General features: G+C 51.6%; 12 protein-coding genes. 9 read left to right on the top strand and 3 right to left on the bottom strand.

The features are described 5' to 3' along the window. Positions 1-183 precede the first annotated feature (183 nt). Positions 184-825 carry a hypothetical protein gene (locus tag FC99_RS12180; RefSeq protein ID WP_048734503.1) on the bottom strand — a complete coding sequence of 214 codons (642 nt, stop codon included), beginning with the start codon at positions 823-825 and terminating at the stop codon, positions 184-186. A 23-nt stretch (positions 826-848) separates the two neighbouring features. Beyond that, positions 849-2,201, bottom strand: coding sequence for a GH25 family lysozyme (locus FC99_RS12175; protein WP_048734499.1), 1,353 nt, complete (start codon positions 2,199-2,201; stop codon positions 849-851). A gap of 471 nt (positions 2,202-2,672) precedes the next feature. Between FC99_RS12175 and purH the strand changes: the two genes are divergently transcribed. Then, the gene (purH, locus tag FC99_RS12170; RefSeq protein ID WP_048734495.1) at positions 2,673-4,202 is read left to right on the top strand and encodes a bifunctional phosphoribosylaminoimidazolecarboxamide formyltransferase/IMP cyclohydrolase; all 1,530 of its coding nucleotides are present in this window, start codon (positions 2,673-2,675) and stop codon (positions 4,200-4,202) included. Between the two features lie 74 nt (positions 4,203-4,276). Here purH and FC99_RS12165 read toward each other — a convergent pair whose 3' ends face one another. After that, positions 4,277-5,011 (bottom strand): glucose 1-dehydrogenase, encoded by a 735-nt coding sequence (locus FC99_RS12165; protein WP_048734492.1) that lies wholly within the window; start codon positions 5,009-5,011, stop codon positions 4,277-4,279. Between the two features lie 769 nt (positions 5,012-5,780). On the opposite strand from FC99_RS12165, the gene FC99_RS12160 reads away from it, so the two are divergent. The 8 genes from FC99_RS12160 (at position 5,781) to FC99_RS12125 (ending at position 16,021) form a co-directional block, all read left to right on the top strand. Further along, positions 5,781-6,794: a glycosyltransferase family 2 protein gene (locus FC99_RS12160; protein WP_156166929.1), complete on the top strand. Its 1,014-nt coding sequence runs from the start codon at positions 5,781-5,783 to the stop codon at positions 6,792-6,794. 13 nt (positions 6,795-6,807) lie between these two features. Then, complete coding sequence (locus tag FC99_RS12155) at positions 6,808-8,880, top strand: glycosyltransferase family 39 protein (protein ID WP_048734490.1); 2,073 nt, start codon at positions 6,808-6,810, stop codon at positions 8,878-8,880. Between the two features lie 222 nt (positions 8,881-9,102). Beyond that, the gene (locus tag FC99_RS12150; RefSeq protein ID WP_082153230.1) at positions 9,103-9,963 is read left to right on the top strand and encodes a DUF3737 family protein; all 861 of its coding nucleotides are present in this window, start codon (positions 9,103-9,105) and stop codon (positions 9,961-9,963) included. Further along, a complete protein-coding gene (locus FC99_RS12145; protein WP_048734488.1) occupies positions 9,960-11,129 on the top strand; it encodes a MalY/PatB family protein in 1,170 nt (389 codons plus the stop codon). Before FC99_RS12150 ends, FC99_RS12145 begins: the two co-directional genes overlap by 4 nt. Before the next feature lie 172 nt (positions 11,130-11,301). Next, the gene (locus tag FC99_RS12140; RefSeq protein ID WP_048734486.1) at positions 11,302-11,496 is read left to right on the top strand and encodes a hypothetical protein; all 195 of its coding nucleotides are present in this window, start codon (positions 11,302-11,304) and stop codon (positions 11,494-11,496) included. Between the two features lie 186 nt (positions 11,497-11,682). Beyond that, positions 11,683-12,636 carry a Dyp-type peroxidase gene (locus tag FC99_RS12135; protein ID WP_048734483.1) on the top strand — a complete coding sequence of 318 codons (954 nt, stop codon included), beginning with the start codon at positions 11,683-11,685 and terminating at the stop codon, positions 12,634-12,636. A 597-nt stretch (positions 12,637-13,233) separates the two neighbouring features. Further along, positions 13,234-14,463, top strand: coding sequence for an MFS transporter (locus FC99_RS12130; protein ID WP_048734481.1), 1,230 nt, complete (start codon positions 13,234-13,236; stop codon positions 14,461-14,463). Positions 14,464-14,647: 184 nt separating this feature from the next. After that, positions 14,648-16,021, top strand: coding sequence for a DHA2 family efflux MFS transporter permease subunit (locus FC99_RS12125; protein ID WP_048734479.1), 1,374 nt, complete (start codon positions 14,648-14,650; stop codon positions 16,019-16,021). Positions 16,022-16,745 lie beyond the last annotated feature (724 nt).

The following is a 16,745-nucleotide window of genomic DNA, read 5'->3' as shown; positions in this document are numbered from 1 at the left end:
TCCAGTCTGAAGCGTCCCCACAGCAGGCGGAATCCCTGGCAGCCGCAGTGCGGAAACTTCACACTATGTTAATGGTTCGAATCCTTACTGATACTGGGACGAGACAGGTATTTCATCTTTCAACCTTTAGAAGATTACCAAAAAGCGTATTGAGACTATTTTCTCAATACGCTTTTCTACCTCCTAATCGGCGTCCTGGGCAACCTTGACCGTCGTGTCGGCCGTGGTGCCGCTAACCTTATAGACCTGCTTTCCATTCTGCCAGGTGACCGAATTGGCTTCGTCATCGTCAGTCTGACTGTAAACGGTGATGGCTCCGGTATCCGCGCTCTTAGGCAGACTGGACTTAGTGATTTGCCGGTTGACCTGCTTAGCAAACTGTTTTGGTGTTCCGGCTGCATCGGCATTGCTGGTAACGGCCGTGACTGACCAGTCCCCCTTATTCCAGTGAACATAGGTGTGGCCCATGGTGCCTTGAACGACCGCTTTCGTATTTTTATTCAATTTGACCGTTGCGCCATCCGTGTGGCTACCAACGTAATCCACTTGCTTCTCCGCTGTCGAGTTGGTTCCGTACGTCCTCTTTTGAAAAGTGGCTGACTGGTCACTGTTCCCATCATATTCGACCGTATAATTCCGTTTTGTCCCACTAGTACTAGTGGCCGTTAACCTACTGCCATCCGTACTGGCCGATGTTGGGGCTACCGTCTGCCCGACCGAGCTCACATCGTTGGCCGCGTGCATCTCAACCACGGTACCCGACCCCAACGTGAGTACGGCTAAAGCGGCCGTGACCGTCGCTACGATTTTTACTTTTCGTTGCATATTTATCCAACCTCTTTTCACTATTATTCAGTAACGTACGCCATCTGCGCCGTGACATATTTACCATTACTTAACACGAAGTAACGCGAACCCGTCGACCGTCTCTTAATGCCAGTCACCGTGAGCGTCGTTCCTTTGGCCACCCTAGTCGTTCGGTTGGCCTTCTTAAAGGAACTACGCGTGTATTCGTAGATCGGCTTTTTAGTCGTGATCACCTTGTTGGCGCCTAATGACTCGTAGTACGCGTGATCGGAATATTTCGTATTCGCTGACAGGTAGCCCAATTTTGTCTTGATTCGGTAAGACTTGCCACTTGGAGCCTTGACGACCTTCCCGGCGACCGTATCGCCAGCGACATAGTAGCTACCCGTCTTCTTCGTCAGACTCGAGTTCGAGTAGACATACAGCTTCTTTTTCAGGTTAAAGGAGCCGTGTTGCCCGACCCAGTAACCGGTCGCATCTTCAGACAAGACCCACCGGTTCAGGCCAGCCAAGTAGAGCGCTTGCTGCGACTTCGATTGGGTCACCGACTTGACCTGAGTAATCTTATAAAATTTCTGCCGGTCGGCCGCCGCGATGGCCTTGCCGTCCGCATCCTTCGTCGCACCCTTATGTAGATAGACGTGTTGCCCCTTTTTATAACTACTATATGCGTAGCTGGTCGTGGTGTGCGTTAATGCCGCCGTCAAGCCATCCGTCCACCAGGAAACGGGGTGAACCGACGTAACGGCCTTACTGTTGTCAGTATACTCACCCAGCGCCGCTAAGTAGTTGTGGTCCGTATACTGCCACAACGCATGCGCAATCGTTGGCGTATAGGAATAATTGGCGATCCACTGCGCATCAAAACTCTGGCGGGCCGTATTGGCATAATTAGTCGCAAACGACTGGTAAGAGTAGAAGACTAGCTTCTTATTGGTCAACGCGCTCATTTCGTCGTACCAGGCCTTAACGGCAGCGTTGGTGGTCCCAGACGTCACGTCATTTTCCTCAAAATCTAGGACATAGAATTGGGCGTTCTTGTTCGACCGATTGTAGAAATCCTTAGCCTCTTGCTTGGCACTGGCCGCACTGGTAAATCGGGCGTAGTCGTATTCGCCAAACGGAATCCCGTACTTCACGTAAAGTGCGGTGTTATTGGCCGCATACAGGTCCTGATAGGACGACCCATACTGCCGTCGGTTGATCACAAATGACACCTGGCTCTTCAGATTAGACACTTGACTAGCCGTTAACTTCCCCTGCCACTCAGAAATATCCGGAATGGCTAAGGTGCTCGCGTTGGCAACGGTTTGGCCCCCCCACGCGATACCGATGAGGGCACTAGCGGCGACGGCGACTTGCGCCAACCGCTTGGCCCATAGATGTGTTGACATACTTGGCACTTCCCTATTTAGATTTGGTGAGTTTGTTTGAATCCTGTAAAACGTTCCGGCGTCCTTCACCACCTCATCTCTCAACCACGTTCTACTTTAAGCCACTAAAATGTAGATTACGTGTCAGAGCGATTGCAGTTCAGTTACCGGCTTTTACAATTATATTTATTACAGAAACGCCGTTAAACCAACGATAGTCGTGATAATCCGACTGGAAAACGGTTGGTCCTTTGAACCGATCTAGGCCCGAACTGACCACCAGTGTCGCCATTCTAAATTGGGCAAGGTTGGGCGGTAACGATCTTTAGCCGGAACGTTCAGCTCTCATAATCATTCAAATAGTTAAGTGACCAATCAATGGAATTATTTTGCCGTTTATACGAATATTTATATTTTGTTCCCGTTGATTGTTCGGACTAGAACACGTATGATAAACATATCTTAGAAAGACTTAAATTAGGAGGTTCTCTCATGCGTCGTGCATTGCTTAGTGTTTCTGATAAAACTGGTCTGGTCGAATTCGCCCAAAATCTGATTGCTCAAAACTTCGAAATTGTCTCCACTGGTGGGACACAAGCCTTCTTAGCTGCGGCCGATGTCCCGGTCATCCCTATCGAAGAGGTCACGCACTTTCCAGAAATGCTGGACGGACGCGTTAAAACGCTGAATCCCCTGATTTTCGGCGGTATTCTTGCTAAGCGAGACAACCTCGTTCACCGGCAAACGCTAGCTGAGCACAACATCACGCCCATTGACCTGGTCTGTGTCAACCTCTATCCCTTTGCGCAAACGATTCAGGAACCCAACGTCACCTTAGCTGCCGCCGTTGAACAGATCGATATTGGCGGGCCTTCTTTAATTCGGGCTGCCGCTAAGAACTACAATGACGTCCTAGTGGTCTGCGATCCCGACGACTACGATCAGGTCAGTCATGCTCTGGCTGAACACACGGACGATACCCGTCTACGTAAACATTTGGCCGCCAAAGTCTTTCATCACACGGCCCACTACGATGCCGTTATCGCCAACTACCTGACCGACGATGCCAAACCAGAAACATTAACGCTCACTTACAAACGGAAACAAGCGCTCCGCTATGGTGAGAATCCACAGCAGACCGCGACCTTCTACCAAGACTGCCAGCCAGCCCCCTTCTCGATTGCGGCGGCTAAGCAACTCCACGGCAAGCCCCTTTCCTTTAACAACATCAAGGACGCTGATGCCGCGCTGGGCCTGATTCGCGAATTTGACATCCCGACCGTTGTTGCTTTAAAACACATGAATCCCTGCGGTATCGGTTCCGCATCCACGCTGGAAGCGGCCTGGGATAAATGCTACGCGGCCGACTCCATGTCCATTTTCGGTGGCATTATTGTTCTCAACCGTCGCGTCGACTTAGCAACAGCAACCAAGATGCACCAACTCTTCTTAGAGATCATTATTGCGCCCGCCTTCGATGACGATGCGTACGCGGTCCTTGCGAAGAAAAAGAACCTCCGTCTCCTGACGGTCGACTTCTCCAACGCTAAGGCACCGGAAGATGACGAATTGATCAGTGTTCGCGGCGGTCTTCTACGTCAAGAACGGGATAACATTGTCGATGATCCAGCAGAATTTCAGGTGGTCACGACTGCCCAACCAACCGCTGAGCAGCTGTCCGCCATCACCTTTGGTCTAAAGGCGATTAAGTTCATCAAGAGTAACGCCATCGTGATCAATACCCCAGACCAAACACTCGGTGTTGGCCCCGGCCAAATGAACCGGATCGATGCCGTCAAGATCGCCGTGGGTAAGGCCGAGGTCAAGGAACACTATGACCAAGCCGTCCTGGTCTCCGACGCCTTCTTCCCCATGGATGACTGTGTTGAATTCGCCGCCGAACACGGGATCAAAGTCATTGCCGAACCCGGTGGTAGTATCCGCGACAAGGATTCCATCGCCATGGCTGAAAAACATGGTGTGGCCCTGGTCTTCACGGGCAATCGTCATTTCCGTCATTAAACCGACACCACGTTAAGGGGCCGTCGCAGAAGAAATTCCGCGACGGCCCCTTTTTCTAAAAAAGTTATGGTCACTTACTGTGCTGAAATCCCACCATCGACAACGAACTCGGCCCCTGTTGAGTAGCTGGAGTCGGCCGACGCCAAGTACAGAACTAATTTGGAGACCTCCTCCGGCTTAGCAATTCGGCGTAACGGAATGGTCTTGGCAAACTCCTTAACGGCCGCTTCCGTTCCCGGTTGCGAGATCATTGGCGTTTCAATGACCCCCGGATGGACCGAGTTCACGCGGACCCCCGCCGGTGCTAATTCCAACGCGGCCGCCTTAGTCATTCCGCGTACCGCAAATTTGGTATCGGTGTAGCCCACGGCACCACCAACCAAACCATTCAATGAAGAAATGTTGACGATCGAACCAAATCCTTGTGCCACCATCGGTTTAGCGACGGTCTTGACTCCTAAGAATGTTCCCAGTTGGTTGATCTTAAAGATCTTCACGTAGTCGTCCGCACTGATGTCTTGTAGACGTTTGGCAAAGGTGATCCCGGCGTTATTGACCAAAATATCCACCTTGCCAAAAGTAGCAATCGTCTGGTCCAACACCCGTTGCCAGTCACTTTCACTGGCAACATCATGTTTAACGAATAACACGCTGTCGCCGAGGCGCGTAGCCAATTGTTGGCCTTCGTCTTCCTTGATATCGGTAATCACGACCTTGGCCCCTTCGCTTACAAATAATCGGGCATGAGCGGCGCCCATTCCTTGTGCGGCTCCCGTAATAATTGCGACTTTACCATCCAATTTTCCCATCAGAAAAACCTCCGTTTATCGTAGTTGTTGACTGGCTAAAGGATTCTCAACTGTAAACTAAAGGTTGAACGTTCTAAAGCACCAATCATGCCCGTTCTAGCAACAACAGTGGGGCCAAAACTAGGCAACCTGGTGGGTCTCCTTCGCCTTGCCGGCCGGCAGATATGGGCTGGAGCGGTGCGAACACAACTTGAAGCCTCGAAAGAACCGAGTCTACAAGGTTGGTTTTCTGCTAAGCCGGCAAGAAACGCCGACCAAGCAGAACGACGCGCCTGAGTCCATATCTGCCGACCTCTCGGCTTACACAGGGTTCTTAGGCGACGGTCACTATCCATTGGACCAAAAGCGCTAAGTCTCCACTTTTTCCGACTGTTGTCGTGGTAAAGCACAGTCAGAGCCGGAGTGCGGCAAATTGGCACTAATTTAGTAGCGCGAATGCTTACCGATATTGAGACGAGACAGGTATTTCATTTTTCAACCTTTAGCTGTAAATAGTTTGTGTTAAACAGTATATCTGAATCCGTTTTCATTTGCATTTAATCTGCCTGTTACCATAGTTAATCCTGCTAAAGAATCCGTAAATTTCGAGGGTCCTGGCTACTTTTTGGCTGTCAGGTGGCTTATCATTTAGGCTAAAACCCGGTTCTTCCATGGGGTGAAGAACTGTATGGCTAACTATCTGATGGAACAAATACCGTTGCTATCAGATAATCAGCACATCAATTGATTAATCGTCACTCATCTATTTTTTCTTTGGGGAGGAACAAAGATGATGCAAACCACGCTACCAAGTCTCACCATCGTGTCCCCGTGCTATAACGAGGAACCCATGTTACCAACCAGCGCACCCGTTTTACAAAATGTTTTAGAGCGCTTGATACTCAGTCACCAAGTCGCCGACGACAGTAAAATTCTTTTCGTCGACGACGGCAGTCAGGATCGGACCTGGCAACTCATTTGCGAGCTCCAACAGCACAATCCGCTATTTACGGGGCTACGCTTCACCCGCAACTATGGTCAAGAGGCTGCGCTAATGGCTGGTATGCAAACGGCGCAGCGGCACGCCGACCTTATCATTACCATCGACGCCGACCTCCAGGACGACCCGTCATTGATTCCCACCATGGTCGCCCAAGCGCAACGAGGGGTAGATATCGTCTATGGCGTCCGCAACGACCGATCGAGTGATTCTTGGTTCAAACGGACTACAGCTAATGGTTTCTATTGGACTATGGGCAATCTGGGCGTCAACCTAGTTCCCAACCATTCAGACTTTCGACTCCTGACGAAGCGCGTCGTCACGGCCTTAATGCAGTGTCACGAGGATAAGCCCTTTCTGCGCGGTATCATTCCCCAGTTAGGCTTTCCCTCCACTAAGCTCTACTACAAGCGTCAGCCCAGACAGGCCGGCGTCTCCAAGTATCCCTTGCGCAAAATGATTCGCTTTGCCCTGGACGGAATTCTGTCCTTTTCCATCGCCCCCATTCGTGCCGTCCTGTACGCTGGCATGACCATCTGTGGCGGTGCCTTTCTCATGCTGATCTGGATCATGATCCAGCATCTACGTGGCGCCGTGATCACGGGCTGGAGCTCCATTATGGCCTCACTATGGTTCTTAGGCGGCTTTCAACTCATCGCCATCAGCATTATCGGGGAATACGTTGGCCGCACCTTTACCGAGGTCAAACACCGACCGCGCTACATCGTCCAAGCGGATACCTATTCCCCCAACTTTCAATCACCGACCGTTTCTCTAACCATCCATCAACACACCCTGCCCTAAGGAGGTTCTCACCATGTCTATTCGTCAGCACGTCAACGCCACACTATGCGGCTTAGTTTGCCTTGCCCTGCTTTTTGCTGGCGGACTGGCACTCTTTATGCCGGTGGACTTTCGCATCGACCACAATTGGCTGAGTCCTCTAGCCATCGCCCTTGGTGCCGGCATTTACCTGGGTGTTCTCGGGTTGACCTTTCGCGCACTACATCGAATCTCAAAACAGCAGGGGCGCTGGATCGCCGTTGGTCTGTGGCTCTTACTTTTCGCTGTCCAGTACTGGGTTGCTGTTTCCTGGGTAGCCGCGCCCCGTGCCGATCTGTACTTTGTCCATCAGCAAGCGCTCAACCTCGCCCACAATATCACGAGCTGGCCCGCTTACTTTCAAACGTACGCGAATAACGTGACGTTCACCATCTTACTCAGCGCCCTGCTTCGGTTGGGCCACTGGCTGACCGGTAGCTACTCTGGCGTCTGGTTAAACCTCCTTCAATTCGCCTGGCTCGACCTTGGTTTTCTGACGGTCTGGCTCGCCTTAAAACGTCACAACCCAGCCCGAGCCAATCTCTGGATCTGTATACTGCTTACGACCGCACCGCTATACGCCTATGCGCTAAACACCTACAGCGATACGGTCGTGCTACCGCTACTCTTGTTTGCCGTAGTCGCCTTTACCCAGCTCAAACGGAGTCTCCATTGGCCGGCAATTCTCAGTTGGACCCTGCTCCTTGGCCTCTCCTTGACCGGTGCTTTCCTGCTCAAAGCTAATGATGTTGTCCTCGTTATCGCAGTTCTTCTACTATTATGGTTCATTCCTTTGGCCCATCCCCATCCTTGGCTGGTTCGAGTGGGCACGACGGCCTTAATAGTGGGAATTCTTTTCGCCGGAATCAGCGGTAATCACGCCCTCCAACGTGCAAATGGCTACCAAGCCAATCCTAACGAGGCCTTGCCCGCCACTAGCTGGATCGCCATGAGCTGGAATCCGGCACGTCACGGAGAATACGACCGTTTCGACGCCACTAAGATCATCAGTCAGCCTACCGAAGCCGCCAAGAAGCAAGTCTCACAGCAACTGCTCAATGAGCGGCTGGCGGCCCTTGGACCCGCTGGTATTGTCGTTCACCTCTTTCGCAAATCCCAGCTTCTCTTAGCCACTGGGACCTTTGACGCCTTTCAGGTCAATTCGGCCTTTGAACGAGCCCCGGGATGGTATCGCCGGCACCGCAGCACCGTCGATTGGCTATTCGCCAACTGGTGTCAGGTCGCCTATCTCGCCCTCATCTTGGTCAATCTCGGCTGGGGCGTCCAGCAACTTCGCCGGCGTCATCTCTCATCGGCCTACCTATTAGGTGGTTTATTTATGCTGGGACTCATGGCCTTCCACATTGTCTTCTGGGAGGCGGAGGAACGTTATGCGCTCCCACTCCTATTCCTGTTGATTGCCGGTTGCGCCGCGGGTTATCGGCAACCCATCAATCTCTTGCGCTGGTCCCGAAAACCACTGACCTGGCTCCCACTGGCCATGGCCGGTGTCTTCACCCTATTGCTGGGGGTCATTGCTTGGCAGAACAGCTCGCTGACCACGCACAACTGGGCACAACCCATCAACGTGATCAGTCAAAATGAAGGCCGCTACTACCAGAATCACAAGCTGACACTAAAACCTCGCCAACAGCTAACCCAACCACTAAAGGCGCCGCTAGCTTTTAATAGTCTCTACATCGACCGCGGCGAAACGATCACAGGTCGACTAACGCTTAAAACGGCTACTGGTAAAGTCGTCTGGCAATCCCGGGGGCAACGCACCAGTCTTAATCAACTTATTCCCATGCAACCGGCTGGCAACTATCACCTGACAATTCAAAACCACGGCCGCCAAGATTTCCGGCTGGTCACAGCATCGGCCAATTTCAAGCTACTCCCGCAGACGCTGACGAATCATCCCCACCAGTATCTACGGCTAACCATCCAACAATATCGAGTCGGCCCCATTCTCACGCGAAATAAATTCTGGCTTCTCTTCGCCACGATTTGGTTAGGTGGCCTGCTCATCATCGACCGCTTTTACTGGTATCGCCGACAAATTTGAACAAATGACTTGCCTTAAGCCCACTCGAAGGTACTAGAATGTTTTATGTAGACAAATGATTGACACCACTTGGCGAATTTTAAGCTTACCTGGTCGCGTCAGTCGTTTCACCCAAAGCCTGTTTGCGCATCGGTCCAGACATGACCTTCTGTCCTCGCCGCAGTCCGCAAACAGGGCTTCCATTCTAGTCACTTAATCGGACAAAAGGAGTCGAATTAAATTTTGAGCATTGAAATCAATCAGCAAACTTTAACCGGGGAACGGGCCCTCTTTCAGGCCCACGACCTCCACATTACCAACAGTACCTTCGTCGACGGGGAATCCCCATTGAAACACGGGAAGAATTTAGCCATCGACCACACCATTTTCAAATGGAAGTACCCACTGTGGTATACGCACCACGCGCAGCTAAACCACACCACTTGGCAACCAGACGCCCACGCCGGTATCTGGTACACCGATGACCTGACCATGGCGAATTCCATGGTGCGAGCCACCAAGACGTTCCGACACGCCAGCAATATTCACCTCGACAACGTCACCTTTTCTGACGCCGGTGAGACTCTTTGGTGGTGTAACGACGTCGAACTCAACAACGTCACGGCGACCGGTGATTACTTTGGGATGAACAACGAAAATGTCGTTGCCCACAATCTGAAGGTGACCGGTAACTACGCCTTTGATGGCAGTAAGAATGTCGAAGTCCACGACTCCACATTTATCACGCACGATGCCTTCTGGAATTGCGACAACGTGACCATCTATGATTCGACTATCATTGGCGAATACCTGGCCTGGAACGCCAAGAATATTACCTTCGTCAACTGTTGGCTCGAAAGTGATCAAGGGTTATGCTACGTCGACCACCTGACCATGAAGAACTGTTCGCTGATCAACACCGACCTGGCCTTCGAATACTGTAGCGACATCGATGCCACCATCAATACCGAAATTGATAGCGTCAAAAACCCTATTAACGGTAAGATCACCGCGCCAGCCATCGGCAAAGTCATTTTCGATGATGACCAGATTGACCCCGCGAACACGACCATTAAATTGACTAAGGAGGCCCTCAAGCGATGAGTTATGATTTTTCCGAAATGATCGACCGGCGGCACACGAATTCCGTCAAATGGGACGTCAAAGACAACGAACTCCCCATGTGGGTAGCCGACATGGACTTCCGGACTGCACCTGGAATCGTTGACGCCATCAAGCGCAAGGCCGACACGGGGATCTTCGGTTACGAGGAAGTCCCACAAGACTACTTTGAAGCCGTTCAACACTGGTACGCGACCGAACATGACTGGGCACCTAATACGGATTGGATGCGCTTCGTCACGGGCGTTGTGCCCGCCATCTCCTCGGCCGTTCGCCGCGTCAGCCATGTCGGCGACAACGTCTTAGTCCAAGCGCCGGTCTACAACATTTTTTATAATTCTATCGTGAATAACGGTCGGCACGTGCTGTCGAGCGACCTCGTCTATCAGGACGGCAATTACACGGTCAACTGGGATGACCTCGCCGCAAAAATGGCGGCACCCCTAACGACCATGATGATTCTGTGTAATCCCCACAATCCAATTGGACACGTTTGGCAACCGGAAGAACTGCGGCGGATTGCCGACCTCGCCGCTGCCAACCATGTCACCATCTTCAGCGATGAAATTCACGGGGACATCACCGACGCCGGGTACGGCTACACGCCATTTGCTTCCGTCAGTGACACGGCCGCACAGAATAGCATCACGGCGGTCTCACCCAGCAAGACTTTCAACGTGGCGGCCCTGCACGCAGCAACCATTATCATTCCTAACGAAAACCTCAGAAATATCGTCGACCGCGGCATCAACACCGATGAACTAGCTGAACCCAACGCCTTTGCCATCGACGGCAGTATTGCCGCCTACACGACCGGCAGTGAATGGGTCCACGAGCTCAACGCGACCATCACGGCCAACAAGCAAACATTGACGGCATTCATCACAAAAAATTTGCCTGCTTTGCACGTCATCGAAGGCCACGCCACCTACCTGGTCTGGATTGATTGCCATAAACTGACGACCGATACCAAGACGCTCTGCGATGCCATTCGCCAAAACACGGGTCTCTTCATCTCGGCCGGTGAAGTCTACGGTGGTGACGGCCATGACTTTGTCCGCATCAACGTGGCCTGCCCGGCAGAACGCCTGCAAGATGGGCTGGACCGGTTAGCCGCTGGTATTAACCAGTTTGCAGAAAATAAGTAACGTTTTTCGTTATTTAGACTAAATTACAAACACTAGAGAGGGCCCATTTAACCATGGTGCTCTCTTTTTTAGGGAAAAATTTCTATCTCCTAATTTGCCACCCGGTATTCGCAACCAACTATGCTACTATTGAAATAGTTAATCGGGGATTCTTTACGAGGAGGACGTCTACTTGAAAAGCATATTGAAGAATTGTTTCATCATCTACGCCATCATATTTGTCGCTTTGATTGCCTTGCCAATTCTTTGGCCAAACAGCTTTAGTTTCAGTTGGTCGACACTTTTTTGGATTGTCGTTGGGTCGCTAATTGGGTTCACCGCTATCTTTGCGTTTGAAAAAATAAAGCAGCTCAGAAAAACCAAGTAACGTCTAAAACCCGTACTGGTCCTAACGTCCACGGGTTTTTAATTTGCCCAATCAAACGTTGTTGGCGAAAGCCTTTCCACCCCGATAATCTGGGGATGCATGCTATACTGATAGAGATATCCAGTGTGTCTTTTGTGGGGGCAATTGTGCCCAATCCACAACAACCAATGAGGAGGAATCTTTACCATGACGATTAATCCAGCTGATGCGCAAGACGTCTACCGCGACGCCGGCGACAATATTATGTTCACCACATACCTGATCGACCACGACCACCTCGACCGCGACCGCGATGCGCTGGCCGAGTTCGCCGACCGGTTAGCGGCCATCGAACGCAGTATGGCCATCCGTTACCCCGACGCAAATCTCCGGGTGGCCTTTGGCATTGGCTCAACGGCCTGGGGCCTGCTTTTCCCGGACGCCAACAAGCCTAAGGAACTCGTGGACTTTGCCGAAATCAAGGGACCAAAGTACACGGCACCAGCTACCCCGGGCGATTTGTTCATGCACGTTCGCGCCAAGGATATGGCCGTGGTCTATGAAGTCATGGACCAGTCCCGCGAATTTCTGCGTGATTGGACGACCGTGGTCGATGAAACACCGGGCTTCCGCTACTTTGAAGGCCGGGCCATCATTGGTTTTATCGACGGCACGGAAAATCCAGCCGGCCCCGATGCCACGCAGTATGCCCTGATTGGTGACGAAGATCCCGAGTTTGAAAATGGTTCCTACGCCTTTGCTCAGAAATATACGCACAACATGGACGCTTGGAATAAGCTCAAAACCGAGGACCAGGAAAAGTCGATTGGCCGGCATAAATTTAGCGACCGCGAACTTGATGACGACGAGAAATTACCGAACGCCCACAACGTTGCGTCGCAGGACAACGCCGATGGCATCGAACACAAGATTGTGCGGATGAACGTGCCTTACGCCAAGCCCGGCCAAGGCATCGTCGGCACCTACTTCATTGGCTACGCACGGCACTTCACGGTGACGCAACGGATGCTAGACAACATGTTCAGCCAAAGCGACCGGCTGCTGGACTTCAGTACGCCAATCACGGGGGCGGCGTTCTTTATCCCTTCCCGTCGCCTGCTCGAACGCATCGCTGACGGCGAACTGTTCCCACAAAAATAGTCAGTATCGTCTTTGGCGAACAGGCACTCCACCCTGTTGGGATCGCCCCAAGCCTGAGAAACGGTCTTGGGGCTCGACTTGAAGCCTCAAAAAACGAGTCTTCAAGCTCGTCCCGTAGTGTCAGTCGGCTTCAGAACCGCCGACTGACACCACCGACACAGGGTTCCGTACCTGCCCGCCTACGACTATGCTAGCCGAGTGATTTTTGACGAAACCTAACGCAGTCATTACTCGACTAATAACTGTAACATGTCGTTTCAAAGTTCCTCATTTATCACCCAACCTATCTTTAATCTGTACGCCAAAAAGCGTGTCCCACCACATCACTTGGGGACACGTTTTTCAATTGCCGTCTTAGTTCGCCCACCGTCTCTACTAGACCAATCAAAATCGCTATAATCAAAAATAATTTTTGCAATTGCCAATCCCCTTTTCACTAAACGATTGCGAGCGCATACAACTAAGCGTTAAGTGTTGACGTTTCGCCGTTATGCGGGTAATGTAGTGGTCGTTACCATCACGAATAATGGTCAAATTAGCGGGCGTCACAGACGGTGATTCCGCTGATTAATTCACAAAATAAGGAGTTGAACCACTTTGGATGAAGCTGAAAGAGAGAGTGGCCCATGGCGTCGTAATTTACGAGTGCTGTGGTTCTGCACGTTCGTGGCCGGCATGGCCTTCAGCGAAATCATGCCCTTTTTATCCCTCTACATTAGCGGTCTAGGCGACTTTACCAAGTCGCAGGTCACCATGTACAGTGGCCTGGTCTACGCCGCCGACTTCTTCGTCAGCGCCATCGCGTCCCCACTCTGGGGCATGGTCGCCGATCGGAAAGGTCGCAAATTAATGCTATTGCGCTCCTCACTGGGGACGGCGTTTGCCATGGCCTTAATGGGCTTTGCGACCAACGTTTGGCAGTTAGTCGCGTTGCGGGCCCTCCAAGGGGTCTTCGCCGGTTTCATTTCTAACGCCCAGGCCTTAGTTGCCTCGCAGACCCCACGGAAACACAGTGGCGCATCACTCAGTACCTTGATGACCGGGGTGACCAGCGGGATGTTGCTGGGCCCCGTCATCGGTGGGGTACTGGCGCAAGTCTTCTCGATTCGCCTGACCTTCTTCATCACGGCCGCCCTGCTCTTCTCCACGTTTATTTTAAGTTGGGTCCTAGTTGAAGAAAAATTCAAGCCAGTCGCTCCCAAATCAGAGGGCGAACGCAGCCACAATCCACTGGCCGCCTTTCCTAATCCGAAATTGATTCTAGTGCTCCTGTCTTCCACGTTGATCGTCCAATTCGGGAACATTTCTATCTCGCCCATTATCAGTCTGTACGTCAAGGAACTCATGCATAACGTCGGCCCAATTACCGTGGTCGCCGGTATCATCGCGGCCTTACCGGGGATCTCCAACATCTTCGCTTCGCCGCGACTTGGCCGTTATGGCGACCAGCATGGGTCCGGAAAAGTTCTGATTTTTGGTTACGTCTTTGCCTTTCTAATGTACTTGCCACAAGGTTTCGTCACCAGCGTCTGGATGCTCGGTGCCCTCCGATTCATGATTGGGATTTCCGATGGGGCCCTGTTCCCCGAAATTCAAACGCTATTGACCAAGAACTCACCGGTCGAATTGACATCGACGGTCTTCAGTTGGAACCAGTCCTTCCAGGCCATCGGCAACATGATGGGTTCACTGCTCGGCGGCTGGATCGCCGGGGTGTTCAACTACAACGCGGTGTTCTTCTCGACGGCGCTACTGATGTTGGTCAACTTGGCCCTCATCTGGTGGCTCGTCCCCGAAATCCGTCGTAGCAAAACCCAACCAGCATAATAGAAGATATTGAGTTGTCTGCGCCTATCAAACGGCATACTATTTATTTTATAAGTAGTGTGTTGCCCTTATATGCAACCGTTTACACTAAAGGCGTTATCCTACCGTTATTACTTTCAAAATTCACTCTCCATATCATTAATTCAACTGTCTCCGAACTCTCAAACGAATAGAAGGTCCATCAATGTCTAAGGAAATCAAGCAATCACTATTTATTATGGTATTCGGCACCTTCTTCGGCATTCTCTGCTCAACGCTGATGAACGTGGCGTTGCCAACTTTCATGACGGTCTTTCACGTCAACTCGTCTACCGTCCAGTGGATCAGCAACGGCTACATGCTGGTCAGCGCCATGATGATTCCTGTCAGTGCCTACCTGACCAAGAAATACACGTTCCGCGCCCTCTTCATTACCTTTTCCGTGATTTTTCTGGCGGGGACGTTGCTCGGTAGCATCGCTCAGAGCTTCTTCATCCTGATTCTCGGCCGCATGATTCAAGCCATCGGGTCAGGGGTCATGATGCCACTAGTCAATATTCTGGCGATTCGTTACGCCGAACCCACGAAAAAAGGGGCCGTGATGGGGATCGTCGGTTTGGCCTTCAACTTTTCGCCGATCATCGGCCCAACGCTGTCCGGGGTCATCTTGACCTACCTGTCGTGGCGGTATCTCTTCATCCTGGTGCTGCCATTTATCATCATTGATATTGGCTTAGCGCTTCGCTCGTTGCCCCGTGTGCCAACCAATGAAACGCCAAAATTAGACGGCATTGGCCTCATCCTGGTTAGTTTTGGCTCGCTGGGACTCCTCTGGAGCTTCTCCAACGTGGGCCAGTACACCCTGACCTCACCGTTTGTTCTCGTACCCTTCGCGGTGGGGCTTCTGTTCACAGCCCTCTTCATTCGTCAGCAAATACATACTGCGAATCCCCTAATCAACCTCCAAATATTTAAGAACGTCCAATTCACCACGGCCACAAGCTTAAATGCCTTAATTGTTGCGACGATGTACGGCAATACGATTCTCCTACCGCTACTCATCCAAACAATCATGCATCAAAGTCCCATTATCTCGGGGCTGGCCATTCTCCCCGGCGCCTGTCTGACTGGGGTCATGTCACCCATCAGCGGCCGGTTGTTCGACCGTTACCCGGTGCGTGTCATCGTGACGACGGGCCTGCTGATCGATTGCTTCGGGACCATGATGCAAGCCTTCATCGACGTTAACGCCTCAGTCGCCATGCTAACGGTCGGCCAAACGGTGCGTCAGTTGGGCTTGGTGCTCATCTTGATTCCGATTCAGACGCAGGCGCTGACCAAGCTTCCCAATCGACTGATTGCCGACGGGGTCGCGACGTTCAATACCCTCCGCCAGATTGCCGGTTCATTTGGGACTGCGATCATCATTGCCACGATCAACCTGGCAACCAAGTTCTTCAGTGGCCACCCCAACGCGCCGCAAATCGGCATTCAATCCGGTTTCACTATGTGTCTGCTGTTCCTGTTGATTGCCCTCGGCGTATCGACCAAACTGTTGACCGTTCGCGAGGTCGCGTAACCAGTCAGGTTCTATCTATGCGTTGAACCATGCCTATTCTAGCAACAATAGTGGACCCAAAACTGGGCAGCATGGTGTGTCCTTCGCCTTACCGGCCGGCAGATATGGGCTGGAACGGTGCGGACGCAACTTGAAGCCTCGAAAGTACCGAGTCTTCAAGCTTGGTCTTCTACTAAGCCGGCAAGAAACGCCGACTAAGTAGAACGACGCGCCTGAGCCCATATCTGCCGACCTCTCGGCTTACATAGTGTGTTTAGACAACAAGGATAATGACTGTAACAGGCGTTATTGATCGGACCGAGAACGCTAAATCTCCATACTTTCCGACAGTTGTCGTGGTAAAACACAATTAGAACTGAAGTGCCGGCAATTTAACGGTACGAATTCTCACCAACACTGGAACGAGACCGGTATTCCGTCCCTCAGCCTTTAAATTCTACAAAAAATGATCACAAGCCACGAAAAATGTTGGTCTGCGATCATTTGTGTTTTAAGGGCGACTTCACTGCTGAAATATTCACGCCCTATTTCTTCTATTCTGCTGAAATCTGTAGGTCTCAATTGTTCATTCGGATCGGCACAACCACTAACCATCAAAGCCACCGTCTCAACTGGCACAACACCTTCCCAGCAGCACCAGCCGACACCATCGTGATCATGACAATCAGCGGGCAACCCCTCTGCACTTTCATTGGGCTAACGCCATGCCGCAACACAACATACC

Source organism: Levilactobacillus koreensis JCM 16448 (assembly GCF_001435525.1).
Lineage (GTDB): Bacteria > Bacillota > Bacilli > Lactobacillales > Lactobacillaceae > Levilactobacillus > Levilactobacillus koreensis.
Note: the sequence above shows the minus strand (reverse complement) of the source record. Positions and strands in the feature narration are given on the sequence as shown.